Below are 25,002 nucleotides of genomic sequence, written 5' to 3'. Positions count from 1 at the left end.
CTCAAACAAATCCTTCAAATGTGAAACATTCACGAACTCCACAAAATAAAATTTCGTGAGTAATCATTTACTCATTTATTCGCCTTAAAAATTCAGAGAGATCAATTTTGATTATAGTCACTTGATTATAAATCTTACTAATTAAAATGATTTTTAAACTTTGACGGGAATCTAGGAATTAGTTATATTGCTAATTCATATACTATAGAAACTGTCTATTAATGAAAAGTAAAATCATTTTTGTATATCTAATTCAAGTATTTGTATTTGTAATCGTCTTTTTCTGTCTCTTTTATTTTATTCAAGGTGGGGAGTTTAAAGAAGTTTTAATTGAAATAATATTTTACTTATCATTCACCATTGTAGGAACATCACTATGGCATAAATTATACTTCCGTTTTAAAAAGCCTGATCTGTATCAAATAAAAGAAGAAGAAACAGTTTATGTAGAAGAAGAAGTGATAATGCTTTTTAATTTTTACTTACAGAAAGTTAAATTACAAGTTACCAATCAAAATTTAATTTGGACACATAGCAATCAAAGTAAAGTTCACGCTCTAACAGATTTAAAAGATGTGCGCGTTAAAAAAGGAACAATCAATTTTTATTTCAAACATCAAAAACTAGGCTTCTTTACAGAAAACGCACAAGCTATTTTAGATACTTTAGAAATTGAGCGTCAAAACTCAAACTTAAGCTGTACGTAAACTTCTTTTTCATTTTCATCGATTTTCTCTTTTTTATCGGTGTTGAGGTTCGAAAGAGAAATTCCTAATAAACGTACCGAGTCTTTCATTCGTTCTTGGTATAACAGCTCTTTAGCAACCTCGAGAATCAATTCTTTAGTAGAGATGTAATACGAGATCGTTTTACTTCGAGTTTGTAGTGTGAAATCGCTATATTTTATTTTTAAGGTCACGGTTTTTCCGGCAACTTTACTTTTTGCGAGACGTCTCTCGATCTCTTCAGCAATATGTTCTAAACGTTCGAGCATAAATATTTCCGAAGTAATATTTTCAGAAAAGGTACGCTCGGCACCCAAAGATTTTCGAATGCGGTTAGGTTTAACTTCACTTAAATGAATCCCGCGAACTACATTGTAGTAATAAGGACCGCTTTTTCCGAATTTCTCTGCTAAAAACTCTTCCGATTTCGCTTTTAGATCTTTTCCGGTAAAAATCCCTAGCTGATACATTTTTTCAGCCGTTACCTTTCCCACACCATGAAATTTTCTAATTTCAAGATTTTCTAAAAATTCTTCCACCTCGTCGGGCATCACTGTTTTTTGTCCGTTCGGCTTGTTGTAATCGCTTGCAATTTTAGCCACGAATTTATTGATCGAAATTCCTGCGGAAGCATTTAAACCGGTTTTTTCTTTGATCTTAGCCCGAATTTCTTTTGCGATTAAGGTCGCGCTGGGATTTCCTTTTTTATTCTCAGTAACATCTAAATAAGCTTCATCTAACGAAAGGGGTTCGACCAGATCGGTATATTCAAAAAAAATACGCCGAATACGTTGTGAAAGCTCACGGTAACGATCAAAATTAGATTTTACAAAAATAAGATGCGGACAAAGTTTTTTGGCTATCGAACCGCTCATCGCACTTCTTACACCAAATTTTCTGGCTTCATAACTTGCCGCACTTACCACACCACGCTTCGAGCCGCCACCAACAGCAATCGCTTTTCCGCGCAAATCGGGATTGTCCAATTGCTCGACAGAGGCATAAAAAGCATCCATATCGATATGTATAATTTTGCGTTGCGGCTTCACAATACAAAGTTAACGATTCTTCTTATTTGCGCTGCGTTTTATAACTTCCTGTTATGAAATCGAAAACTGCAATTTTACTTGGCGCTACCGGATTAACCGGTAATTTGTTGCTTCAGCAATTACTAAAAGATGATGATTTTCAAAAGATCATTCTCTTTTCCAGAAGTAGCGTGAAACTTCAACATTCAAAATTAGAAGAACATTTAATTGATTTATTTCAACTTGAAAACTATAAAGATCAATTTCATGCCGATGTAGTTTTTTGCTGCGTAGGAACCACACAAAAGAAAACTCCAGATAATGAAACCTACAGAAAAGTAGATTTTGGTATTCCGGTCACTGCCGCAAAACTAGCCAAGCAAAACAACATCCCGAAAATGATCGTAGTCTCTGCGATTGGAGCCGATAAAAACAGCCAATTTTTCTATAACAAGACAAAAGGTGAAATGGAAGAAGCAGTTTTAGCAGAACAAATTTCGGAAACTTATATTTTACGTCCGTCGTTGATTGACGGCAATCGAGAAGAGAGTCGTCCTTTCGAATTAGCCTGGAAAAAAGTAATGCGACTTGCTAACTTTATAATGATCGGTCCGTTGAAAAAATACCGCTCTATCCAAGCAGAAACTATTGCAAGCGCAATGCTGTTTTTAAGCAAAAATAATTATCCTAAAAATATTATTGAATCTGAAGAAATTAAAGAAATCGTAAGTAAAACTTAAGCTGAAAAATCTTCCACATTAAAGGTTTGTTAAGAATTTTGTATCTTACAGAAAATCAAACTTTTAATGTTTAGGCGAAAAATTACTCGATATTTACTTTTATGCACCTTTATAATTTGCTCTTACAATTGCCAAGAGGAAGCAAATCCTGCAACAGAAACTTCAGCACTTATTTCTGAAAATACGATTGCCTCAAAAGACCTTTCAGAAATCAAAAAAGACGGAAAACTTACCGTTATTACCATTTATAATTCTACCAGTTACTTTTTATATCGCGGGAAACCGATGGGTTTTGAATATGAATTGGTAAAAAAACTTGCCGATCATTTAGAACTCGAACTCGATATTAAAGTTGCAAAAGATATCGATCATTTATTCGATATGCTGAATGCCGGTGTGGGCGATCTTATTGCATTTGGACTCTCGGTTACCGAAGACCGAAAAAAACTCGTCAATTTTACCGAATATCACTATTTAACGCATCAGGTTTTAGTGCAACGTCGCCCGGAAAACTGGCGAAAGTTACCAATGTACAAGATCAAAAAGCACACGCTAAACGATCCTATCGAGATGATTGGCAAGACCGTTCACGTACGTAAAAACTCTTCTTATTTTGAGCGTTTAGAAAATCTGGAAGACGAGATTGGCGGGCAGATTGATATTCAACTGGTTTCTGGAGATAAAACTACTGAAGATATTATTAAAATGGTGGTCGATGGTGAGATCGATTATACCATTTCAGATTATAATATCGCCGCGATCAATCAAACCTACAACCCGATTCTGGATATTGATACCGAGATCAGTTTCTCGCAACGTATCGCCTGGGCAGTGCGTAAAAATTCTCCGGAGCTTTTAGCTGAAATCAATTCGTGGCTAAAAAATATCAAGAAAAAAGACTTTTATTATGTGGTGTACAACAAGTATTTCAAAAATAAGAAATCCTATCGCCGCCGAATTAAAAGTGAATTTTACAGTAAAAACCAGGGTAAAATTAGTCAATACGACGCGATCGTAAAAAACAATGTAGGACGTTTAGGTTGGGATTGGCGATTGCTGAGTTCGCAGATCTTCCAAGAATCACGTTTTCAGCCGAATGAAAATTCGTGGGCAGGCGCTGGCGGATTAATGCAAATTATGCCGGCAACCGCAAAAGATTTGGGTGTAAACGATATTACTAATCCTTCAGAAAATATTCGTGGTGGCACCAAATACCTGGCACAATTACGAGAGAATTTTAGTAATGTGGAAGATAGCATTCAGCGTATCAAGTTCACCCTGGCAGCGTACAATTGTGGCTTAGGTCACGTTCGTGATGCGCAACGACTTACCAAAGCCTTTGGCGAAGATCCTAATGTTTGGGACGATAATGTTGAAGATTATTTACTGAAGTTAAGTTCGCGTGAATTCTTTAATCGACCGGAAGTAAAATATGGCTTTGTTCGCGGTCGTGAGCCGTATTTGTACGTGAAAGAAATATTCTTGCGCTACGAACATTATAAAAAATTAATTCCGTTTGAAACTCCCGAAACCGAATAGCAGGTCGCTTCAAATTAACTAGAGTTTAACGCGAGAAGTCCGTTTTTTACTACTTAATAGCCTTTTTTTACAGGAAGGTTCAGACTGTTTTTTGTGAAATTTGAGCTTCAATAAAAACCAAAAATATGGCTAATAGAAGAGACTTTTTATACAAATCTATTTTAGGAACTGCAGGGATGGTTGCGGCTCCTTCAATTATAAATGCCGCAAATTCTACGGAAACTGCAATTCCTTCAGCAAAAATTAAAAACAATTTTTTACGCGATAAATTTAAACCCGAATGGAAATTTGGGATGGGTGGTGTTGCCGCCGGTAATGGTTTTCACGTAAATAGTGACGAAGAAATTCGTGGCGCAATGGATGCCGCGTGGAATAACGGCGTTCGTTATTTTGATACTTCGCCTTGGTACGGTTTAGGAATTAGCGAACGTAGAATGGGAAGTTACCTTTTCAATAAGAAGCGTGAAGATTTTGTGTTGTCTACCAAAGTGGGAAGAGTCTTAACGCCAGATCCAGATTTTGAATTGCCGGGTGCACTTTGGAAAGGGAAATTGAATATGAATTACGAATACGATTATTCGGCTGAAGGAGTTAGAAAATCGGTAGAACAAAGTCTGCATCGTTTAGGTTTAGCCTATATCGACATCGTTTTTATTCACGATCTATCACCGGATAATCCAGATTTTAAGGAAGGAGATTATGAAAAATACTTTGAGCAGGCTAAAAACGGAGCGATGCCAGAGCTTACCAAAATGCGTGAGGAAGGTTTAATTAAAGGCTGGGGATTAGGCGTAAATACGACCAGACCAATTTTAGAAACCATCGAAGTTGCCGATCCAGATATTTTTCTTTCAGCAAAACAATATTCGTTGTTGGTGCACGAAGACGATCTAAACAATGTCTTCCCGGTTTGTGAAAAAGAAGGAATTAGTTTAGTGATCGGTGCCGCTTTAAATGCTGGGTTTTTAGCTGGAAAAGAGCGTTATAATTATGGCGGAACTATTCCTGAAGAGATGAAAGAAAAACGTGCAAAATTGCAAAAAGTAGCCGATAAACATAATGTCGATCTAAGAACGGCGGCACTTCAGTTCTCGGCAGCGCCAGATGTGGTAGCTAGTGTGATTCCGGGAGCGAGTAATGGAGAGCAATCTGAAGCAAATGCAAAATCGATGGATGTAAAAATTCCGAAGGCATTTTGGAAAGAGCTAAAATCGAAAGGACTAATTGCTGAAAACGCTCCGGAACCTAAATAATTTCAACTAAAAACAAACCTATAAAAACTTTCAGAGAAGCTTAACAGGATCGTTAAGCTTCTTTTTTATATATTTGTATCGTAAACGATTTAATCGTAAAAGATTTTAAAATTTATTATTATGAAAACAAAATATCAAACAACAGTTTCTGCCACAGGAGGAAGAAACGGACACGTAAAAAGTGAAGACGGATTTGTAGATTTTGACGTTTTGATGCCGAAAGAATTAGGCGGAAAAGGCGGAGCGACCAATCCTGAGCAATTATTTGCAGCAGGTTATGCGGCTTGTTTTGATAGCGCTTTGAATCTGGTAATCGGGAAAGCTAAAATAAAACCAGAAGGCGAAACTACCGTAAAAGCAACCGTAGGAATTGGACCTAACGATGCTGGCGGTTTTCAGTTAGCCGTAAAACTTTCTGTAGAAATTCCCGGAGTAGAGAAGGAGAAAGCGCAGGAATTGGTAGAACAGGCGCATCAGGTTTGCCCTTATTCTAACGCGACTCGCGGAAATATAGATGTAGAATTAGAAGTGATCTAATTCTTTTTTCGTCACCCTGAACTGGATTCAGGGTCTCGACCTGAAAAAATATTGTTCAAACTTCTTCAATTTAAGTGTGAACTGGATATAAAACCAATATTTAAAATTCCCTTTTGGCTTGCGGCGAAAAGAGATTTTTTTTATTACTTTCAGGATCGAAAATTACTTCTGAAAACCTCGAAAATCACTGAAAAATGAGTGAAAAATACGAAGCTTTAAAACTGGATCATCAACTTTGCTTTCCGTTGTATACGGCTTCACGATTGGTTATTCAGCGTTACCAGCCAATGCTGAAGGAGTTGGATATTACCTATCCGCAATATTTGGTTTTGATGGTGCTTTGGGAAAAAGATGAGGTGAATTTAAGTACGATTGCTGAAAAACTTCAGCTACAATCCAACACGCTTACCCCGCTTTTAAAACGGCTACAACAACGCGAACTTTTGGAGCGTAAACGTTCTGAAACTGACGAGCGAAATATCGTAATCACGCTTACTGAAAAAGGAAAAGCTTTAAAAGACCAAGCTTGCGATGTACCGGCATTGTTGGCCGAGCAACTTCCGTTGGAAGAAGAGGAAGCCAAAGAATTGTACCGATTATTATATAAAATGATCGGGAAAATGAGCGAAAAGTAATTTCAGCAAAAAAATCATTTTACTTCAAAAAGAAGTTGAAGATGAAATTCAATTTTTTCTTCCGCAGAAAACTTATCTAATCTTCAGATTTTCGAGTTTTCACATTGAAACTGGGCGCTTCGTAATCTTTCGGTAAATAATCTTTGGGGATGGTCGTCATATTGCCATCACGTTGAGCACGATAATGCGGCGACAAAATCTCAATATCCATCTCGTTGCAACAATCCTGAATGTTTTGATGCAAATCTGAATAGATGAGCGCCTGTTTATTGGCGTGTTTCGTGTAGGCATTTAATTGATACGACACATAAAAATCGTCTAAGCTGGTTTGCAACACAAAAGGTTTAGGCTGTTTTTCGATAAGATTGGTGCGCAAAGCCGCTTCGATCAAAGCAGCATAAACAGTTTTATACGGAATATCGTAACCTAAAGTCACCGTCGTGTTGATAATTAAGCCTTCGCCTTTTTCTTTAGTGAAGGTGGAATAATTCACGGTATTTCCGCTTAAAACTGCCGAATTTGGGATGGTAATTTCTTCGTTTTTGATGGTTTTAAGTCGGGTGACCAAAAGTGTTTTTTCGATCACATTTCCGGTGGTATTTCCAATATTAATTCGGTCTCCAATTTTAAAAGGTCGCATATAGGTAATCACCAATCCGGCTACCATATTGGCGATGGCAGAAGACGACCCCAGTGAAAGCAACACCCCAAGAAATACAGAAACGCCTTTAAAAATCGTCGAATCTGAACCCGGTAAAAGCGGGAAGATGAGAACAAACATAAACGCGTACAGCAAAAACCGAATAATGGTAAAAGTTGGCATCGCCCAATCTGGGTGAAAACCTGAAATTTGAAGCTTTTCGTCTTCAATTTCAGCAAAAATGTATTTTACCGCTTTTACAAAATAACGCATTACGATGATGATCGCAGTGATCTTGATAATATTGGGAAAATAGTGCCAAATACCGGTAAAAATTTGTCCGAATGAAGAGAAAATCAGATCGAAAAGGTAATTAGACCAACCTTGTGTAAATTCGAAAACGCTAAAAATGAGCGGGAAGAAAATATAAACCACCAACAGAATTAAAAACCACTTTAGGATCTTTAAAATGAATAAAATCACATTGAGTTCCTGCTCTGGCGTGATAAACGTGTAATTATTGTAGGTAAGACTTTTTAACCATTTGTCTTTTTTACTTTCTATAAAACGGATGCTTCTTTTGTTTAAAAATGCGATCAATTTTAAGGCCAGCCAAAGTCCCAAAAGGATAAGCGCAACAAAACCAATTTTTAGAAAGACGTTTTTCGGGATGTATTTACTTTCAGCAATATCGAGGTTTGCAGAAATCACTTCAGCATAAAAATTTGCTAATTCCTGCTTTGATTTTTTAGAGCCGATCGTATCAAGATTAGTAATGTTGAGCAGAATTTGACTTCCGTAGATTACCTCTAAACGCTCCTGATCCTTTAAAATCTGTAGTGAATCTTTAGAAAATGTATTGGCATCGATACGCTGAATTCTTTCAGAAATAATACTCGCACGTTCTGCCGCAGATAGATCGCCCGACTTTTGATAGATCGAAAATAATTCTTCTTTGGCTTTCCCGATCACCGGAAAACCTTCTTGAACCGCAATCGAATCTTGAACTTGAGATACAAAAGAGGTTGCTGAAGTTAGATGAAAATTCAGCAGTAATAAAATACTTAATAACAACTTAAACGGCATAAAATCGTAATTGTGGTTGGCATTAACTAACCGGTAACGAAGTTAAAAGTAAGCAAATAAATGATATTTAAGAGGAATTTAATTTTTCTGTGAATTAATTTCGTTTTGCTTTTTTAATGTTTTTATCAAGTGACTTTCATCGGTAAACCCAAACTCGCTGGCAATTTCTTTTTTAGTATAACTTCCTGTTTTTAAACGAGAATCAATAAGGTTGAGTTTGTATTGCCGCACATAACTGCGAAGTGAAATTTTCATATTTCTTTTGAAGAATTTACCGATGTAATTTTTAGTAGTATGAAATTCTTCTGCCAAGTGTTGCGCGCGTAATTTTTTAGGGTAATAAATATTTTGATGAATATAACTCAGCAAAGGTTCAACTCCCTGTGAAATGCTTTTTTGTTGTTGAATTACCGAAGAAGAAGGAATCACTTCAATATACCTGCCCATAATTTCAAAAATGCTAATCAGCTGAAAAATTATCGCCTTTTCGTAGGTGTAAACATCGTTAGCCAAAGACGAAATAATTGCAATTATTTGTGAGATTAAGTCTCGATCTTGAGTATTAAACCGAAAAACAGAATTTCTAATTTCTCGATGATTAATTAGTAAATCGATTTTTTTTAAAGTGCTTTTATGAAACAACCCCAGCTCTTTTTCAAAAATAGAAGCCGTAAATTTTATATAAATAAAATGTGTTTTTTCTTCAATATAAAACTCGTGAGAATCGTCGGGACCTAATAAAAACAGGTCTCCGCTTTTGTAATTTACCTTAGTTTTATTCAGTAAATGTGAGCCTTTTCCGTGTTTAATATAAATAAGCTCATAGTAATTATGATTATGGCGAGGGTGATGCCAATCTGTAACTTCAAATTCTGAAATGATAAAAGGCTTAAATTGAGTATATCGCTTCATAAGTTAATTGCAGAGTCTAAAAATACGTAAGCAATTGCTTCTCTTAGAAAAATTGAATTTTTCTTAACACTTTAAGCTGAAGAATTAATTTATGCTTAAATGTTTACTTTTACAAGAAAACCATGCTCGAAATAGAACGTAAATTTTTAGTGAAAAATGAAGATTTTAAAAAGGAAGCCTACCAATCTTTTCATATCAAGCAAGGCTATTTAAACTCTCATCCAGAAAGAACAACACGCATTCGAATAAAAGAAAATAAAGCGTTTATGACCGTAAAAGGGAAATCTTCTGAAAGTGGTTTATCTCGTTTTGAGTGGGAAAAAGAAATTGATTTAAAAGATGCTGAAGCTTTACTGCAATTATGTGAACCGGGAAAAATTGAAAAAACCCGTTTCTTGGTAAAATCTGGAAATCATATTTTTGAAGTTGATGAGTTTTATGGTGAAAATGAAGGTTTGATCGTCGCTGAAGTTGAAATGAACTCTGAAAGTGATCAGGTTTTATTACCCGATTGGTTAGCTAATGAAGTTACCGGCGAACAGAAATATTACAATTCTGCATTAACACAAAAGCCTTTTAAAACTTGGTAAGATGAAGAAACTAATTTTAGCCACATGCGTTTTGGCTTTTTTAAATAGTTGTGAAAATAAAGAAACTAAAACTTCAGAAGAAGTTAAAGAACAAGATAGCTTACAACAAGCCAATATAAAATTGGGTGTAGAAGAGCGATCAAAACAATTGCAAGAGCAAGGTTATGAGACCTTTCATTACAGAGAAGGTGATACCACTTATTTAATGCAAAAGTATTTTATGGTTTTTCTAAAATCGGGAAAGAACAGAAGTCAAGATTCTACCGAGGCAGCAAATTTGCAAAGAAAGCATTTAGCACACTTAGAACGGATGGTGCAGGAAGGTTACACCAGTTTAACAGGTCCGTTTGGTGATGACGGTGAGATTAGAGGAATCGTAGTTTACAATACGCCAACACTAAAAATGGCCGATAGCTTGGCCAATTTAGACCCTATGGTAGAAGCCGGAAGATTAGCAGTAGAAGTTCACCCGTGGTGGACTTCGAAAGGAGGAAAGCTGAAATAAAAAAATCGCCCTGCAAAACAAAGGTTTTACAAGGCGATTACTACTAACCAAAAATTACAAACTATAAATGCTTATTGCCATCCGCCGCCTAAAGCTTCATATAAATTCACCATCGAATTTAATTGTGAATACTTAGCGTTGATCAAGTCTAATCTAGAGTTTAACGCATTTTCTCTTGCCGTTAAAACTTCTAAATAATTGGCTAAACCATTATCTAACAATTCTTGCGAATAATTAGTTGCGGTTTCATAAGCACTATATTCTTTTTCTTTTATTTCAATTTTATCGCTTGCCGCTTCATAATTATATAAAGCATCGGCCACTTCTTTTGTAGCCGTTAAGAAAGCTTGTCTAAACTGAAGTCTAGCTTGTTCTTGTTGCGCTTGTGAAGCTTCGTATTGCGTTTTTATTTGTCTACGCTGAAAAATGGGTTGCGTAATACCTCCTACAATCGTGGCAAATAATGAATTGGTATCTATAAGCTCTCCCAAATCTAAAGATTGAAAACCTCCTGTTGCTGTTAATGTTAATGAAGGATAGAAATTAGCTCGGGCAACATTGGTCATTTCAAAAGCATTTACCAAGCCATATTCTGCCTGAATTACATCGGGTCTGTTTCTCAATAATTGTGCAGGAACTCCGGTTTTTAATTCGGTTTCAATTGTTTGATCGGCTAAAACACTTCGGTTAATGTCTTGTGGTTCTTTACCTAATAAAATAGACATCGTGTTTTCTAATAATCGAATTTGATTATTAATATCTACCAATAAAGCTTGGGCAGTATAAAGCTGCGCTTCGGTTTGTTTTACACCAACTTCAGTAATGTTTCCGGCTTCTTTTAAAGCTTTGTTGGTTTCTAAACTTTTTTCTCGGTTTTCAATTGTTCTCTCGGTGACTTTACGTTGCTCGTCTAACGAAAGCAATTGATAATACGTAGAAGCAATGTTAGAAATAAGCGTAGTTTTTACCGCTTGGTGTGCGGCCACGCTTTGTAAATAAGAAGCTTCGTAAGCTCTTTTTTGACTTCTAATTTTCCCCCAAATATCAGCTTCCCAAGAAAGATCTGCACTAATTTCATATTGATCTAACGAAGAGAAGAAACCTCCAAACTGGCTATTTGATGAAAGCTCTTGGTGAGTTACCGACGCATTTCCTGTAATTGAAGGAAAATAACCGGCTTTTCCTTGCTTCAAGTAAGCTTCAGCATATAGTATTTGCTGAAGCGCTACTCGAATATCAATATTGTTTTGAAGGCCTTCTTCAATATGATTTTGCAAAATAGGATCGGTAAACATATCTCGCCAAGAAACATTTGCCATTGTTAGGCTGTCTTGCGGAATGTTATCGGTTCTAAAGTTTTCTTCTTCAATAATATCCGGCTGTTCATAATCTTTAGCTACAAAACAAGATTGTAAGCTTAAGACGACTAACGATAGCCCGATAAATTTATATTTTATTAAAAATTTCATAGCAATTTTATTCTTGGTTATTAGTGTTAACAGCCTTTGGTTTTTTACCTACTTTCTCTTGCAACCATTGGAAAAGGATAAAGAGAATTGGAATTACAAAAACTCCTAAAATAGTACCAATTAACAATCCTCCTGCTGCTCCTGTACCAATAGAACGGTTACCTGCGGCACCAACACCACTTGCTAATACCAATGGCATTAATCCTAAGATAAAGGCAAAAGAGGTCATTAAAATTGGTCGAAGTCTCGCTTTTGCTCCATCGATGGCGGCATCTACAATACTTTCTCCATTTTTTCTTCGCTGTATCGCAAACTCTACAATTAAAATTGCGTTTTTAGCCAAGAGCCCGATTAACATAATTAATGCAATTTGAAAATAGATGTTATTCTGTAATCCGGCCATTTTTGTAGTAAAATAAGCTCCAAATACTCCTAACGGAAGTGATAAGAGCACCGAAAGCGGTAATAAGTAACTTTCGTATTGCGCTGCCAATAAGAAGTACACAAAAACGATCGATAAAATAAAGATGGTAGTGGTTTGGTTACCGGCACTAATTTCTTCACGTGTTAGACCAGAATAAGCCGTACCATAATTACCGGCTAATTTTTCAGCTTCTTCATTTACAATTCTAATCCCGTCACCAGAACTAAAACCAGGATTCATCGCTACGTTTAATTTAGTTGAATTAAATAGGTTGAATCTTGTTACTGATTGCGGACCATAAACACGATCTAAAGTTACATATTCACTAAGCGGAGACATCGCACCAGATTCTGTTCTCACAAACATTTGGTTAAGGTCATCTTTATCTGCACGATCTTCAGGATAAGATTGAATATATACACGGTATTGCTTACCAAATCTAGAGAAGTCTGCTGCGTAAATACCACCAATATAACCTTGAAGTGTCGCAAAAATATCACTTACCGTAACTCCATTTTGTTTAGCTAATGGCACATCAATATCCATTTGATATTGTGGATAACTTGTGTTGAATGAAGATTGCGCGTATTGAACTTCAGGATGTTTCGTTAAATTCTGAATAAACTCTTGGTTAGCTTGGTCAAGATCTTTAAAACTACCTCCAGAACGGTCTAAAAGGTTTACTTCAACTCCAGAAGAAGCACTAAACCCAGGAATACTCGGTGGCGAGAAGAAAATAATATTCGCATCTGGGATGGTTGCTGCAATACCAAATAATTTTCCGGTAATCGCTTCTGCAGAAAGAGAATCTTCTTCACGTTCAGACCAATCTTTCAGTTTAATGAAACCAAGTGCGTAGTTACTACCTTGCCCGTTTAATAAACTAAAACCATCTACCATGTTTAAACCATCAACACCCGGTAAATCTTTAATTTTATTATAAAGTTCACCTGTAATTTGATTGGTTTTATCTAAAGAAGAACCTGCTGGTAATTCTACATTGGCAAATACAATACCACGGTCTTCGTTAGGTACAAATCCTGTTGGTGTAGTTGATGCAGACCACCAGATACCTACTACCGCTAAAATTAAGATAACAGCGGTGATCCATTTGTTTTTGTATAAAAAGCCAAGTGATTTACCATAGCGATTAATCGTTGCATTAAAGCCTCGGTTAAATGCTGCATAAAAACGTTGTAAAAAGTTTTTCTTTTTTCCTTCTTCGTCGTGATGAGGTTTTAAGAACAACGCACAAAGAGCAGGGCTTAAGGTTAATGCGTTTACTGCAGAAATAAAGATAGATACAATTAAGGTGATCCCGAATTGCTCATAAAATACTCCCGTAGGACCTTGTATAAAAGTCACCGGAATAAATACTGCTGCCATTACTAAGGTAATCGATATAATTGCCCCAGATATTTCGTGCATTGCATCGACGGTTGCTTTTTTAGCATCGTTAGCACCTTCATCTATTTTGGCGTGAACCGCTTCAACCACAACAATCGCGTCATCTACTACAATACCAATGGCGAGCACGAGGGCAAACAGCGTTAATAAGTTAATCGAATAGCCAAACAGACTTAAGAAAAAGAATGTACCGACGATCGAAACGGGAACTGCAATCGCAGGAATTAACGTAGATCTAAAATCTTGAAGGAAAATAAATACTACGATAAAAACTAAGATAAAAGCTTCAATTAAGGTGTGAACTACTTTGTCGATCGAAGCATTTAAGAATTCGTTCGTGTCGAATGGAATAAAAACATCGATACCTTCTGGGAAGTCTTTTTTCAATACTTCCATTCTGGCTTTAATGTTTTCAATAATTTCTTGAGCGTTAGATCCTTTGGTTTGGTAAATTGCCATACTCACACTAGGATTTCCTTTGGTTTGTGAGTTTACGCTATAGTTTTGTGCATCTAACTGAATTTCAGCTACATCTTTCAGCCTTAAAAATTCACCGTTTCCTAAAGATTTAACGATAATATCTTCATATTGACTTTCTTCTTTATAACGACCGCTATACTTGATGGTGTAAGAAAAAGTTTCACCGTTATTTTGACCTAAAGTACCGGCGGCTGCTTCTAAACTTTGCTCATTTAAAGCTGCAGTTACATCAGAAGGTACTAAATCGTAAGCAGCAAGTTTGTCTGGTTTTAACCAAACACGCATCGCGTAATCTTGACGTGAAAATACATTCACATCACCAACCCCAGAAACCCTTTTAAATTCTGGAACTACATTAATATTTAAGTAGTTATTTAAGAAGGTCGCATCATAATCTGGGTTTGTGCTGTAAAAAGACAAGAACATTAATGAACTGGTTTGCCTTTTTTGTGTAGTTACCCCGGCTTGTGTTACCTCTTGTGGTAAAAGTGGGTTGGCTAAAGCTACTCGGTTTTGTACGTTTACCGCATCGATATCGGGATCGGTATCTTGTTCAAAATAAACCGTAATTTCTGCCGTACCGTTATTTGTAGCGGTTGAAGTAATGTAAGTCATTCCTTCAACACCGTTAATTTGTTCTTCAATCGGGATAATTACACTTTCTAAAACCGTTTCTGCACTTGCTCCGGTATAGTTAGCGGTTACCTGAACCGTTGGTGGAGCAATATCTGGGTATTGCTCGATTGGTAAAGTGGTAAGACCTAAGACTCCCAGAATTACAATGATTATAGAGATCACTGTAGAAAGAACCGGTCTTTCTATAAATGTTTTTAACATAACTCTTTTCTAAATATTATTGAAACAATTGATCTACTGGTTTTGCAATACTGTCAAAAGGAACTTCTTGCGGCTTAATTTCTGCCCCAGGTCTTAATTTACCTGCTCCTTTTGCTACAATCACATCTCCTTCTTTTAAACCAGATTCGACAATGTATAAATTGCCTACTGTTGCTTTGGTGCCAATTTTTACAGTAGAAACCTTGTTTTCATTATTTACTTTGTAAGCCAAGATATTCCCTTGTTGTTCGAAAGTTGAATTTTGAGGAACTACCGGCATATTTTCGTAGGTCACCGGTATTTTTACTTTACCGCTGTTACCGTTAGTAATTAACTGTTTTGGGTTATCAAATACAGCTCTAAAACTTACCGTTCCTGTATTTCTATCTATTTGTCCGGTTACGGTTTGTATTTTTCCTTTCTGCTCGTAAGTAGATCCGTTTGCTAGAACAAGTGAAATTTCTGGGAAGTTATCTACTTTATCTTGTAAAGTTTCGCCTTCTGTATTCTGTAGAAAGCTTAAGTAATCGGCTTCGTTCATCGAGAAATAAGCGTAAACTTTTTCGATGTTAGAAACGGTAGTAAGTCCTGTTTGATCGGTAGGACCAACTAAGGCTCCTTCACGTAGATCGATCGCGCCTACATAACCATCTACCGGGCTCTTTACCGTGGCATAACCAATATTTGCGTTAATACTTTGGTAACTGCTTTTTGCTTGTTGCAATTGTGCTTTTGCAGTTTCTAATTGTACTTCGCTAATAATATCTTTTTCTACTAGCGGTTTTAGTTTATCAACTTCTACCTGTGCTGCGTTAACATTGGCTTTTGCCGCTGCTGCATCTTGTGTTAACGATTGAGTTTCTAGCTTAAACAAAGGTTGCCCTTTACTCACTTTTTGCCCTTCATCAACCAATACGCGATCTATATATCCTTGTACTTTTGCACGTACATCACTATTTACAATCCCTTCAATACGTGTTGGGTAAGAATTATAACCGGTAATAGTTTTTGTAGGAATATTAATTACAGGAAAAGGCATTGCCTGTTGTGCTTGTGCTTGACCTTGCTGTTGAGCCGCTTTGTCATCTCCGCAGGAAATCAGTAAAAATACGCCTGCAATAACTCCAATATGTTTAAAAAATCTATTCATTTTATTTCTATGTAGGTTAATTTATTTCTCAGTTAATTTTGACATTTTTTCGATGGTATCCATCATATTCTTTTTTTGATTGATGAGGTATTCTTTAAATAAAATGGAAAACTGACCGTGCTCTTCATACTTATGTTTGTTGAATTCAGCATTAAATTCAGCAATTTTATTCACCATTTTAATTTCTTGATTAATCGTTTGTACGTGTTCTTCTAGCGTATTTACCAAGTATTTTTTACTAGCTCTAAAGTATCTTTTGCGATCGCCGGGCTTCGTAAAATACTCTACTTTTTTAAGCTGAACTAAAAGGTTAAGTTGCGTAGAAACAGAACTTTTACTGGCTTGAGTGATCTCTAAAATCTCATCGAAAGTATGCCCATCGTACGGAGATAAAATCATGATCGCATAAATTCTTGCCGCTAATGGAGAAATTTGATGCGTCTGCTCAAAATGCAATCCAATCTCTTCAATAAGCTTTTTTTTATATTCAGAACAAACCATATTCGTTTATTTTAGTTTGCAAATATATGATTGGTTCGGAACTAACCGAACTAAGAGAACTTAAAAATATGTTAAAAAATTATTGGTTACGGACTATCGTTTGACTATGAAGCAATAAAAAGGTTTAATCTATTTTAAATCTTTTTCGATTTTAATTTTTCTGGAGATCGAATTTCCTTCTTGATCGGTAACCGTAAGTAGGTGTTCGCCAGGTTCTGGTTCGTAAGTAAGCTCGTGAAAAGTTTCAGTCACCTCAATAAACTGCTTATCGATGTACCAATAAACTTTCGTATCGGGATTGCGATGTGCTAATTTAAAAACCACCGGATTGGTTTGTTCTTTAAAATTCTTTGGAAGCAAGATCGCTTCATTTTTCTTCGGAAAGATAAACTGCATCAATTTTTCTCCTTCTTTGAGACAGCCCGACTTAAATGGAGGGAGACTCTTATATTCCGGATGTTTGGGAGCATAATAATATTCCATCACCGGCGGAAGCGAAAACCAGTTGTTCACCTTCATTTCTGCCAATTCGTAACAAGAAGAATTCACCTGAAATTGCTCTGATTCATCTAAAAATACTTGCTGATGATAAGGACAAGAAGTGGTTCGAGTTCCATATTTCGGAATTAATTCTTGTGCTGTTTCTTGACAATAAATTCCGGCTAAATGACCGCTTTTCGAGCAAATTTCAGCTTCAACCAATTCATCATAAGGAATTTGAAATACATCAGCTTTAGGTAATTTATCAAAACTTTCAAATAAAATAGGAGCAGCAGCTTGTAAACCTGTTAATCCCGGTCGGCCTTCGCCATCGGCATTCCCGACCCAAACCCCAACCGCATAACGAGCATTAACTCCTACCGCCCAAGCATCTTTAAAACCGTAGCTCGTACCGGTTTTCCAAGAAATGGCTTGTGAGTGTGAAAAGAAATTCCAGTTTTCTTCTCCGCTTGGGCGATTGACTTCTTCCAGAGTTTTCAACGTATGATAAATAGCTCCGGCATGAAATACTTCCGGCTGAAATTGATTTGTTCCGAAGTCAGCTTTTTTATTCAACTTATAAATCGGTTCTAAAAATTCTTTCGGTTTATATTCACTAGAAGAAGAATTAAAATGATTTAAAGTTGAAGCCATTCCGGCATAAGCATTTGTGATACCCCAAAGAGAACTTTCTGCGCCGCCTAGAATTAGTGAAAGCCCATAATAACCTGCAGACTTGTTAATATTTTTTTGCTGAAGTTTTTCGAGCTGATGATAAAATTTTTGCAAACCATAATCCTGAAGCATACGAACCGCCGGCACGTTTAGCGATTTTGCCAAAGCGACACTTGCAGGAACAGCGCCATGAAATTCTTTATCAAAATTTTGCGGACTATAACCGTTCACCGAAGTAGGAACATCGGCAACGAGCGTATGCGGAAGCAAACTTCCTTCATCAAGCATTGCAGCATATAAAAATGGTTTTAAAATACTGCCCGTGCTTCGCGGCCGCTGAATAATATCTACATAATGATCGTGTTCAGCACTGGTAGGCGAATTTCCCACATACGCTAAAACTTCTCGCGTATTCACATCAAGTATTAAAATCGCAAGGTTATGAATTTCATTTTGTCGTAAAGCTTCGTAATTTTTACGAGCGATCTCATTAATTTGTTGCTGAAGCGAATAGTTGATCGTTGAGGTTAACTGTGTTCCTTTATGATCATTTCTTAATTTTTCAGTGAGGTGCGGAGTAATTTCCGGAAGCGGAAAAGGTTTTCCCGGAAGTTTCTCAGCTAAAGCTAATTCGTAAGTAGTTTGGTCGATCACTTCATTTTCAAAAAGCTTTCGTAATAATCGGTCGCGCTTTTGTTGGAAAATTTTCTCATTCTTCCCGGGGAATATTAATGACGGTGCGTTAGGTAAAACTGCCAAAGCTGCGGCTTGCCCCCAACTTAAATCTTGCGAAGAAAGACCAAAATAGCGCCAAGATGCAGTTTCTAAACCAACTACATTTCCACCGAAAGGAGCATAAGTTGCGTAAAGGTTGAGGATTTCTTTTTTACTGAAACGAAGTTCTAATCGCGTAGCTTGAAAAATTTCAATCACTTTTTCCCAGTAAGTCCGCTCTTGATTTTTACGTGATAGTCGAATCACTTGTTGCGTAAGTGTGCTTCCGCCACGACGATCTTCTGTGGTGAGGTTTTCCCAAAGCGCCTTGGTGATCGCTACCGGATTAAAACCGGGATGATAGTAGAAATATTCATCTTCAAAATTCAGAATACATTGCTCAAACCGATACGGAATACTGTCTTGCTCAGGAAATCGCCATTGCCCGTCATCGGCAATGCGCGCTCCCAACATCAAACCCTCTCGACTTTTTAGAACCGTAGAAGTAGGTTCGTTAAAAAGCTGTTTAGGTAAACAAAAAAGCCACACCATTCCTACAATAAATAGTAAACCTATTTTGATAGGATGTTTTTTAAGAAAGTGAAGCATTTTTGATTTTATTCTGAATTTATTGTAAAAATTAGTTATGTGTCACACTGAGCCTGTCGAAGTGTTTATCAACCCGATGATTACTCAGGCTTTCCAAATTGAGTATGGTTTTTTGAAAATCGAACAAGGTCTTGCCAATTTTCTTTAATTAGAGCTTCTTTCTTTTTTCTAGACCAACCTTTAAGTTGTTTTTCAATTTTAATTGCCTCTTCTGGGTTAGTACACTGAATATTCCATTTTAAAGTTACTGGTCTTCTCTTAAAAGTATAACTCCTTCTATTTATTCCTTCATTATGCTGTTCAATTCTTTTTCTTAAGTTATTTGTAATCCCGATATAGTAGGAATTATCTGCACATAATACAATATAGGTATAATAAAACTTCATTACTTTATTCATAAAATTGCTTCGACAAGCTCAGCATGACAAAACTCAAAATCACTGCACCACTTTAATCCATTGGCCTTTGGTTCTTGCAAAATAGGTATTGTCGTACATCGCTTCGGCTTGTGTGCCCGGCAAATAATACGTGCCTAAATAAGAAGCGTTCAATTTCACCGAGAAGGTTTTGGTTTTCTTACTGTCTAATTCAAAATAGAAATTTACCCGATCGTCTCGAATATCTTTATAATCGGCTTCACCATCGGCGCCACCATTTAAATCGGTAAAACTAGTATTTACCACTTCCCAACCACTTGGGAAAATTTGCGAAAGCGCAATATTATCTACGTTATCCATCGAAATATTGGTGACGCTCACTTTTGCGGTAACCTCTGTTCCTTGTCTTAATTCAGAAACATCGATGCTGTTGCCGGCGCCATCTACAAATCTAGTTTTTACAGCAAGTTTACTTTGGCTGATTAACTCTTCACCTAACGGAAGTTTTCCGCTTTGCGAAACTGTTACATACAAAATATTGTCTTTCTGGTTTTTTAAACTCAATTGGTTACTACCCATTTTTACCTTCAAATCTCGTTTAGCTAATGCCTTTGTGGTTTGAATGTTTTCGCTATTTCCATTGAGTTCATAGTTTACTTCAACAGACTTTCCGCCATTTTTATTGGCCATTTTTGCTAAAGCTAATAAGGCATAAGAAGTTTCTTGCGTGCTGTACCAACGAGAAGAAGATAAATTTTTCGCTAATGAAATCGCTAGTTCTCGTTGTTGGTTATCCTCTAAAACAACCATGGTTTCTAAGGCCATCGCTTTGTTTCTAAATGGCGATCCATAGGTGTAATAATTGTAATCTTTGCTTTCAAAATTAATAGTGGCGGTTGCGGCAATTTGTTTTGCTATACGATCTTTTCCTGCTAGCGCGTAAGCGGCAGCCAATCGCCATTTGGCATCATTACTCATTTCTCCCGATTCACGTAAACGGTTCATCGCAGCTAATTCCGGTTGTCCTGCTAAGGCTAAAGTATAAAGACGGTAAGCCTGAGTTAAACTTGAATTGTAGCGAGTTCTCGAATTTCGCCATTGTCTGGCTTCATTTCTTTGGTAACGCATCCAATTGCTTAAGAAAGTAATCGGTAAAGCGTAACCTTTTTTCTTAGCTTCTAACATAAAATGACCGGCATAATTGGTGCCCCATTCGTTAGCATTGCCACTTCCGGGCCAGTAACTTAAACCGCCGCTTGCCGTTTGGAAATTGTTTAAACGGTTAATGGCGTGTTTAATATTCTCTTCTATTTCTTGTTTTTTGTTGAATGAAAGATCAAAAATATCTCCCATAAATAACTGCGGAAATGCTCCGGAAGTCGTTTGTTCCACGCAACCGTGTGGATATCGAATTAAATACTCAATTCGTTTGCTGAAATCCATCGGAGGAAGTGTTGAAAATTCTACGGAAGCAGCATTACTTCCTTCAACCCCAAAAGTAGTTAAGTCAATTTCTTGGTTTTGCTTATTTTCTAAAGTGTAGGTTGTCGATTTTTGAGTAATCGGATTCGGATTTTCAACATCAATCTCGACCAATGTTTTCGCTTTTTCTCCGTTTCCGGAAGCGTAGATCTGAAAGGTTTGTGGTTGATCGGTCGCGGTTACTTCAAATTCAAAATTCACGATTTGTTCGCCTATTTCGTTAAAAGAAATACTTTTGGAAGTTTCTCCAACAGCTGAGAAAGCTTCATCGGCTTTTACTTCAACCTTTACATTTTTCACTTGCTTTTCCATCGCAAAAACAGTTACCGGTAAAGTCACTTTTTCTCCCGGAGAAAGTTTTCTAGGCAAAGAAGCCAAGACCATTAAAGGTTTTCTTACCGGAGTTACTTTTTCAGCATTTCCGTAAGCAGAAGTTGAATGATTTCCGGCAACGACCATGGTTTTTACCGAACCCACATAATTAGGCATAAACAATTGATGCGTTTTTGATTCGCCTGCTTTTAAATGAAACGGACCTAAATACGTGACTACAGGTTTAAAACGATCGGCTTTTCTGTTTTTTGCTCCGGCTGCGGCATCGCCACCACCGATTTCATAAATATTCTCCACGCTACCGGAATAAGCTCCGATCACATCATCAAAAATATCGTAGGTTTTAACGCCCAAAGCTTCGCGAGCATAAAAAGCACCGTGAATATTTGGTGTAGAAAATCTGGTTAAATCGAGTAAACCTTCATCGACCACAGCAAGAGTGTAAGTCATTTCTCGATCTTGAGTTTCAGAAACTTTTACGTTATAATTTTCTTCCGGTTTAAGCACTTCCGGCATTTCAATTTTAGGTTGAAGTTTTGTTTTTGGGTTTTCAACCATGAGCGGAATTACTCCGTATAACCGAATAGGTAAATCATTTTTGGTTTGTGCGTGAGCTTGTAATAAAGAAATATTCACATAAACATTCGGCGCCATTTCTTTGGTAAGCGGAATTTTAACCTGCGTTTCGCCTTTTTGCGTAGCTACCCATTGTTTAGAAAGTACTTCGGTACCGTTTTCAATACTAATAAAAGCGCTTCCTTTACTTCCGGAAGGGAACGTGATCACAGCTTCTTCACCAACTTTATAGTTTTCTTTATCGGCAGAAAAAACAAGCATTTTAGAACTTTCTGCATTGGCTCCGATAGGTCGTTTCCACCAATTTCTATAGAAATAAACGGTTTTACCGGTTGCGTGGCCAGAAGCTTTATCGATCACTCGAATTAAATAACGACCACCATTTCGTTCAGGAATATTCAAGGTAAACTGACCTCTACCGTTGTTGCCTGTAGAAACGGTAAAATCTTTTACAGGTCGGTACGTATTGGTATTCTCATAACGAGAAAGGTTATCGCGACCGCGGCTCCACCACCAACGCCATTCGATCTCAAACACTTTTACTTCTAATTCGCGATTGCCCGAAACTTCACCTTGCGCATCAACGCTTACTACATCGAAAACAGTATTTTCGTCGGTATAATAAGAACCGTAGCGATGAGGTTCTGGTGCGAGTAAACCAACAAAATAATCGTAAGGCGCCAAGTTTTTAGAAAATACATCGATCGAGAAATCGCCGCCACCTTCAAAAACTTTGGTTAAAAAGGTTGCTTTCAGCATTCCCGGAGATTTTTCATTCAGCTCAATTTTTTTACTGAAATAAGCTTCGCCTTCAGAAGAGAGTTGTGTCTCTAACATGGGTTGCTCGATCTTCTCAAAACTACGAACAGGATCGATAAAATCGTAGTTCGGAAATTTGTCGAAAGCACTTGAAGTTGAAGTGAGCGTTACTTCCATTTCAGCTTTTAAATTTCTTGCCGGCGCGCCGTGTAACCAAGTAGAACTTAAATTACCCGAAATAGGTTGAGTGGCATCGAGAATTTCATCATCAAAATCGATCTTAATTTTTAATCGGTTAGGTTTTACGGTAGCGACTTTTAGGTTTTTAGAAAAGCTGGCGCCGCCTACGTGAACCGTCGCATTCCAGTTTCCGGTAGGATCGGTATCTTGTGTAGCGATAGGAAAATAGTAAAAACCATTTTTAGCTTGTTGCGGATTCACATTTTCACTTACGATCTCTTGTTTAACCAATTTTCCGCGAGCATCGGTCACTTCTAACTTGATCGGATGGTTTTTAGGCAAGGGGTTGGCTTTGTCATTCAAGGCGAAGGTTAAATGAATCGTATCTCCCGGCCGATGAACACCACGTTCAGTATATAAAAATCCTTTTAAGCCTTTTTCTAAAATTTTACCGGAAACATCAAACTTACTTAACGAAAGAGCATTCCCGTCATCCAGTTTTGCATAGGCGTAATTTTTTCCTTTATGCGCAATGGCAAAAGCGGCACGTTTATCACTATCGATAATGGCAAAGCCTTCTTCATCTGTAGTCATCGAAGCGATAAGTTGTTGCTGGTAATTATAAATTTCTACCGTCACACCGGGTTCTGCTGTTGCATTTAACAAGTTGGTCGTAGCAAAATGATAAGAACGATTATTACTTTCTTTAATGATAAAACCAAGATCAGAACCTAGTACATTGGTGACAGCAAAACGATTTTCTTGATAATAAGAAATGTGACAAGGGTTGTCGCGTTCTTGCCAATTGTAAGGGGAATTTCGCCAGTCGTAAATTTCGTTGTCCCAATATTGCTCTTCGCGTTCTTCTTCATCGCTAATGCTGGCGTTTTGGTAACGCTCATTTTGCTCTGTTTGGGTTTCTTCGGTTTCACTTCCGCAGTCAAAAGTGCTATAAGCTTTTTTAAAACTTATTTCTACCTGATACATCGCTCCGGGATCGGCTTTAATGAAATCTGAAATATTAAGCGCGTGCGCCTTCCAAGAACTCAGTTCAAATTCGTTATTGGTTTTTAATGAAATTGTTTTTTTAGCAACGCGTCTTCCTACACGACGAAGGTTGTAAGAATTTTCTTCGTGCAATTCGGCGTTTTGTAAAAACTGAAGCATATTGTCTTCATAAATTTTAATCACACGAACATCGACTGCAGAAAGATTAACGCTTTCAAAATAAATAGGGGTTTGTTCAGAATTGGGTAAAATAACGCCTTGGGAAAGCAAACGTACAGCCGGTTTGAGTTGCTGAAAGGAAAGCGTCTCAGAAAAATCTTTTTTAAGGTGATAACCGTAGCTGTTTTTAATTCCTTTAAAAATATCGATTTTAATTGCGCCGGTAATTCGGTTAGAAGGGTAAACATGCAGCACATTTCCGTCAACTTCAAAGCGGAGTTTATTTTGATTTTGAATATTTACTAAACCGTCAAAGTTTTGATCTTCCTGTAGCGGGTCTGAAAAATTGATCGAAACCGAACTTTGTTCACCACGAGACGAGCGTAAATCGATCACGGTAAAATTGTTTTTTCCGGGGATTGGGAAAGTATTTTTACCTTCATTTTCTGCTTTGATCGGTTTACCATCCCAAGAAATTTCTACTTGAGAATCATCAATTTTTCGTTGAATGCTATCGATGGTAAACGTGAAATAATTAGCATCGGCAGCTTCTTCCGGCCAAGTGATCTTTAGATTTTTTCCTTCTTGATCTGCTTCAATAATTTTTTTAGCATTTTTTAGCTGAATCACATCGGATGCTTCTAAGGTTCCCGTTACATATTGCCATTCTTTATCGTAAGACTGTAAATTATCAAGGTTAATTTTGAAGTTGGGCTGAATGGTTTTAAAACTGAAGGTGAAACTCTCGAATCCATCTTTTACGTCTTCGTATAATTCATCTAGATCTAGCCGAACCGAATATTCGGTATCGGGTTCTAAATAGTTTTCCGGTTTAAACAATAAGGTAGTACTGTTTTCTATAAGTAACTTTCCTTTAGTAGGAGGCGTAACTTTTACATATTCTGAAGGAATTTCTTGTGTCATTTCAAACTGCTCCAGCGCTTGCGCCAAATCTATACGAATAGGTTCGGCAATAGAAGACCTGCCTTGTGTATGAAAAGAAATATATTCTTTAAACCTAAACAGGTTGTCGGTAGTTTCTGTGGTTGCATCTTTGTCTTTACAAGCGGAAATAAGGCATAAGCATAGCAGGGCAAATGCTCGATAAATGTTTTTCATGAAGCAGGAGTTTGTATGTCTCTAAAGTTAGAGAATTGCTTAGAAAAAAACACGCCGATGATCACCTAATTTT

General features: G+C 37.0%; 18 protein-coding genes. 8 read left to right on the top strand and 10 right to left on the bottom strand.

Annotated features, from left to right (window positions below; all coding sequences use genetic code 11):
* Positions 1 to 221: 221 nt before the first annotated feature.
* Positions 222 to 707: a hypothetical protein gene (locus tag G551_RS0108495; protein WP_027885172.1), complete on the top strand. Its 486-nt coding sequence runs from the start codon at positions 222 to 224 to the stop codon at positions 705 to 707.
* On the opposite strand, the gene dinB is transcribed toward G551_RS0108495, so the two are convergent.
* On the bottom strand, positions 680 to 1,774 hold the full coding sequence (gene dinB, locus G551_RS0108490) for a DNA polymerase IV (RefSeq protein ID WP_027885171.1): 1,095 nt from the start codon (positions 1,772 to 1,774) through the stop codon (positions 680 to 682). The genes G551_RS0108495 and dinB overlap by 28 nt on opposite strands.
* A gap of 53 nt (positions 1,775 to 1,827) precedes the next feature.
* Between dinB and G551_RS0108485 the strand changes: the two genes are divergently transcribed.
* From G551_RS0108485 to G551_RS0108465, 5 genes are all read left to right on the top strand, one after another.
* On the top strand, positions 1,828 to 2,493 hold the full coding sequence (locus tag G551_RS0108485; protein ID WP_027885170.1) for an NAD(P)H-binding protein: 666 nt from the start codon (positions 1,828 to 1,830) through the stop codon (positions 2,491 to 2,493).
* A 66-nt stretch (positions 2,494 to 2,559) separates the two neighbouring features.
* On the top strand, positions 2,560 to 4,032 hold the full coding sequence (locus tag G551_RS15610) for an MltF family protein (protein WP_036243568.1): 1,473 nt from the start codon (positions 2,560 to 2,562) through the stop codon (positions 4,030 to 4,032).
* A 125-nt stretch (positions 4,033 to 4,157) separates the two neighbouring features.
* The gene (locus tag G551_RS0108475) at positions 4,158 to 5,285 is read left to right on the top strand and encodes an aldo/keto reductase (RefSeq protein ID WP_027885169.1); all 1,128 of its coding nucleotides are present in this window, start codon (positions 4,158 to 4,160) and stop codon (positions 5,283 to 5,285) included.
* Positions 5,286 to 5,405: 120 nt separating this feature from the next.
* Entirely contained in the window at positions 5,406 to 5,822 is a 417-nt protein-coding gene (locus G551_RS0108470; RefSeq protein ID WP_027885168.1) for an organic hydroperoxide resistance protein, read from the top strand.
* Between the two features lie 194 nt (positions 5,823 to 6,016).
* Positions 6,017 to 6,457 (top strand): MarR family winged helix-turn-helix transcriptional regulator, encoded by a 441-nt coding sequence (locus G551_RS0108465; RefSeq protein ID WP_027885167.1) that lies wholly within the window; start codon positions 6,017 to 6,019, stop codon positions 6,455 to 6,457.
* Positions 6,458 to 6,533: 76 nt separating this feature from the next.
* Here the strand turns inward: G551_RS0108465 and G551_RS15605 are convergent, their stop codons facing one another.
* A complete protein-coding gene (locus G551_RS15605; protein ID WP_051191337.1) occupies positions 6,534 to 8,183 on the bottom strand; it encodes a mechanosensitive ion channel family protein in 1,650 nt (549 codons plus the stop codon).
* Between the two features lie 78 nt (positions 8,184 to 8,261).
* Positions 8,262 to 9,095, bottom strand: a complete 834-nt coding sequence (locus tag G551_RS16225) for an AraC family transcriptional regulator (protein WP_027885166.1) — start codon at positions 9,093 to 9,095, stop codon at positions 8,262 to 8,264.
* Between the two features lie 122 nt (positions 9,096 to 9,217).
* Between G551_RS16225 and G551_RS0108450 the strand changes: the two genes are divergently transcribed.
* Both G551_RS0108450 and G551_RS0108445 read left to right on the top strand, forming a co-directional pair.
* Positions 9,218 to 9,685: a CYTH domain-containing protein gene (locus G551_RS0108450; RefSeq protein WP_027885165.1), complete on the top strand. Its 468-nt coding sequence runs from the start codon at positions 9,218 to 9,220 to the stop codon at positions 9,683 to 9,685.
* Position 9,686: 1 nt separating this feature from the next.
* Positions 9,687 to 10,190, top strand: a complete 504-nt coding sequence (locus G551_RS0108445) for a YciI family protein (protein WP_027885164.1) — start codon at positions 9,687 to 9,689, stop codon at positions 10,188 to 10,190.
* Positions 10,191 to 10,261: 71 nt separating this feature from the next.
* Here the strand turns inward: G551_RS0108445 and G551_RS0108440 are convergent, their stop codons facing one another.
* The 7 genes from G551_RS0108440 to G551_RS0108410 all read right to left on the bottom strand — a co-directional run bounded on the left by G551_RS0108440 (position 10,262) and on the right by G551_RS0108410 (position 24,929).
* A complete protein-coding gene (locus G551_RS0108440) occupies positions 10,262 to 11,659 on the bottom strand; it encodes an efflux transporter outer membrane subunit (RefSeq protein WP_027885163.1) in 1,398 nt (465 codons plus the stop codon).
* 7 nt (positions 11,660 to 11,666) lie between these two features.
* Positions 11,667 to 14,807 carry an efflux RND transporter permease subunit gene (locus tag G551_RS0108435; RefSeq protein WP_027885162.1) on the bottom strand — a complete coding sequence of 1,047 codons (3,141 nt, stop codon included), beginning with the start codon at positions 14,805 to 14,807 and terminating at the stop codon, positions 11,667 to 11,669.
* Between the two features lie 16 nt (positions 14,808 to 14,823).
* Complete coding sequence (locus tag G551_RS0108430; RefSeq protein ID WP_027885161.1) at positions 14,824 to 15,957, bottom strand: efflux RND transporter periplasmic adaptor subunit; 1,134 nt, start codon at positions 15,955 to 15,957, stop codon at positions 14,824 to 14,826.
* Between the two features lie 21 nt (positions 15,958 to 15,978).
* On the bottom strand, positions 15,979 to 16,458 hold the full coding sequence (locus G551_RS0108425) for a GbsR/MarR family transcriptional regulator (protein ID WP_027885160.1): 480 nt from the start codon (positions 16,456 to 16,458) through the stop codon (positions 15,979 to 15,981).
* A 129-nt stretch (positions 16,459 to 16,587) separates the two neighbouring features.
* A complete protein-coding gene (gene pbpC, locus G551_RS0108420; protein WP_036243566.1) occupies positions 16,588 to 18,936 on the bottom strand; it encodes a penicillin-binding protein 1C in 2,349 nt (782 codons plus the stop codon).
* Positions 18,937 to 19,016: 80 nt separating this feature from the next.
* Complete coding sequence (locus tag G551_RS0108415; protein WP_308426755.1) at positions 19,017 to 19,334, bottom strand: GIY-YIG nuclease family protein; 318 nt, start codon at positions 19,332 to 19,334, stop codon at positions 19,017 to 19,019.
* A gap of 39 nt (positions 19,335 to 19,373) precedes the next feature.
* Positions 19,374 to 24,929 (bottom strand): alpha-2-macroglobulin family protein, encoded by a 5,556-nt coding sequence (locus G551_RS0108410; RefSeq protein WP_027885157.1) that lies wholly within the window; start codon positions 24,927 to 24,929, stop codon positions 19,374 to 19,376.
* Positions 24,930 to 25,002 lie beyond the last annotated feature (73 nt).

This window comes from Mesonia mobilis DSM 19841, from assembly GCF_000423405.1.
Lineage (GTDB): Bacteria > Bacteroidota > Bacteroidia > Flavobacteriales > Flavobacteriaceae > Mesonia > Mesonia mobilis.
Note: the sequence above shows the minus strand (reverse complement) of the source record. Positions and strands in the feature narration are given on the sequence as shown.

Excerpts from the sequence above, each read along its gene's own strand:
- G551_RS0108470 (WP_027885168.1), top strand. The coding sequence starts at position 5,406 with ATGAAAACAAAATATCAAACAACAGTTTCTGCCACAGGAGGAAGAAAC.
- G551_RS15610 (WP_036243568.1), top strand. The coding sequence starts at position 2,560 with ATGTTTAGGCGAAAAATTACTCGATATTTACTTTTATGCACCTTTATA.
- G551_RS0108495 (WP_027885172.1), top strand. The coding sequence starts at position 222 with ATGAAAAGTAAAATCATTTTTGTATATCTAATTCAAGTATTTGTATTT.
- G551_RS0108450 (WP_027885165.1), top strand. The coding sequence starts at position 9,218 with ATGCTCGAAATAGAACGTAAATTTTTAGTGAAAAATGAAGATTTTAAA.
- G551_RS16225 (WP_027885166.1), bottom strand. The coding sequence starts at position 9,095 with ATGAAGCGATATACTCAATTTAAGCCTTTTATCATTTCAGAATTTGAA.
- G551_RS0108445 (WP_027885164.1), top strand. The coding sequence starts at position 9,687 with ATGAAGAAACTAATTTTAGCCACATGCGTTTTGGCTTTTTTAAATAGT.
- G551_RS0108425 (WP_027885160.1), bottom strand. The coding sequence starts at position 16,458 with ATGGTTTGTTCTGAATATAAAAAAAAGCTTATTGAAGAGATTGGATTG.
- G551_RS0108485 (WP_027885170.1), top strand. The coding sequence starts at position 1,828 with ATGAAATCGAAAACTGCAATTTTACTTGGCGCTACCGGATTAACCGGT.
- G551_RS0108435 (WP_027885162.1), bottom strand. The coding sequence starts at position 14,807 with ATGTTAAAAACATTTATAGAAAGACCGGTTCTTTCTACAGTGATCTCT.
- G551_RS15605 (WP_051191337.1), bottom strand. The coding sequence starts at position 8,183 with ATGCCGTTTAAGTTGTTATTAAGTATTTTATTACTGCTGAATTTTCAT.
- G551_RS0108440 (WP_027885163.1), bottom strand. The coding sequence starts at position 11,659 with ATGAAATTTTTAATAAAATATAAATTTATCGGGCTATCGTTAGTCGTC.
- G551_RS0108430 (WP_027885161.1), bottom strand. The coding sequence starts at position 15,957 with ATGAATAGATTTTTTAAACATATTGGAGTTATTGCAGGCGTATTTTTA.
- G551_RS0108475 (WP_027885169.1), top strand. The coding sequence starts at position 4,158 with ATGGCTAATAGAAGAGACTTTTTATACAAATCTATTTTAGGAACTGCA.
- G551_RS0108465 (WP_027885167.1), top strand. The coding sequence starts at position 6,017 with ATGAGTGAAAAATACGAAGCTTTAAAACTGGATCATCAACTTTGCTTT.
- G551_RS0108415 (WP_308426755.1), bottom strand. The coding sequence starts at position 19,334 with ATGAATAAAGTAATGAAGTTTTATTATACCTATATTGTATTATGTGCA.
- pbpC (WP_036243566.1), bottom strand. The coding sequence starts at position 18,936 with ATGCTTCACTTTCTTAAAAAACATCCTATCAAAATAGGTTTACTATTT.
- G551_RS0108410 (WP_027885157.1), bottom strand. The coding sequence starts at position 24,929 with ATGAAAAACATTTATCGAGCATTTGCCCTGCTATGCTTATGCCTTATT.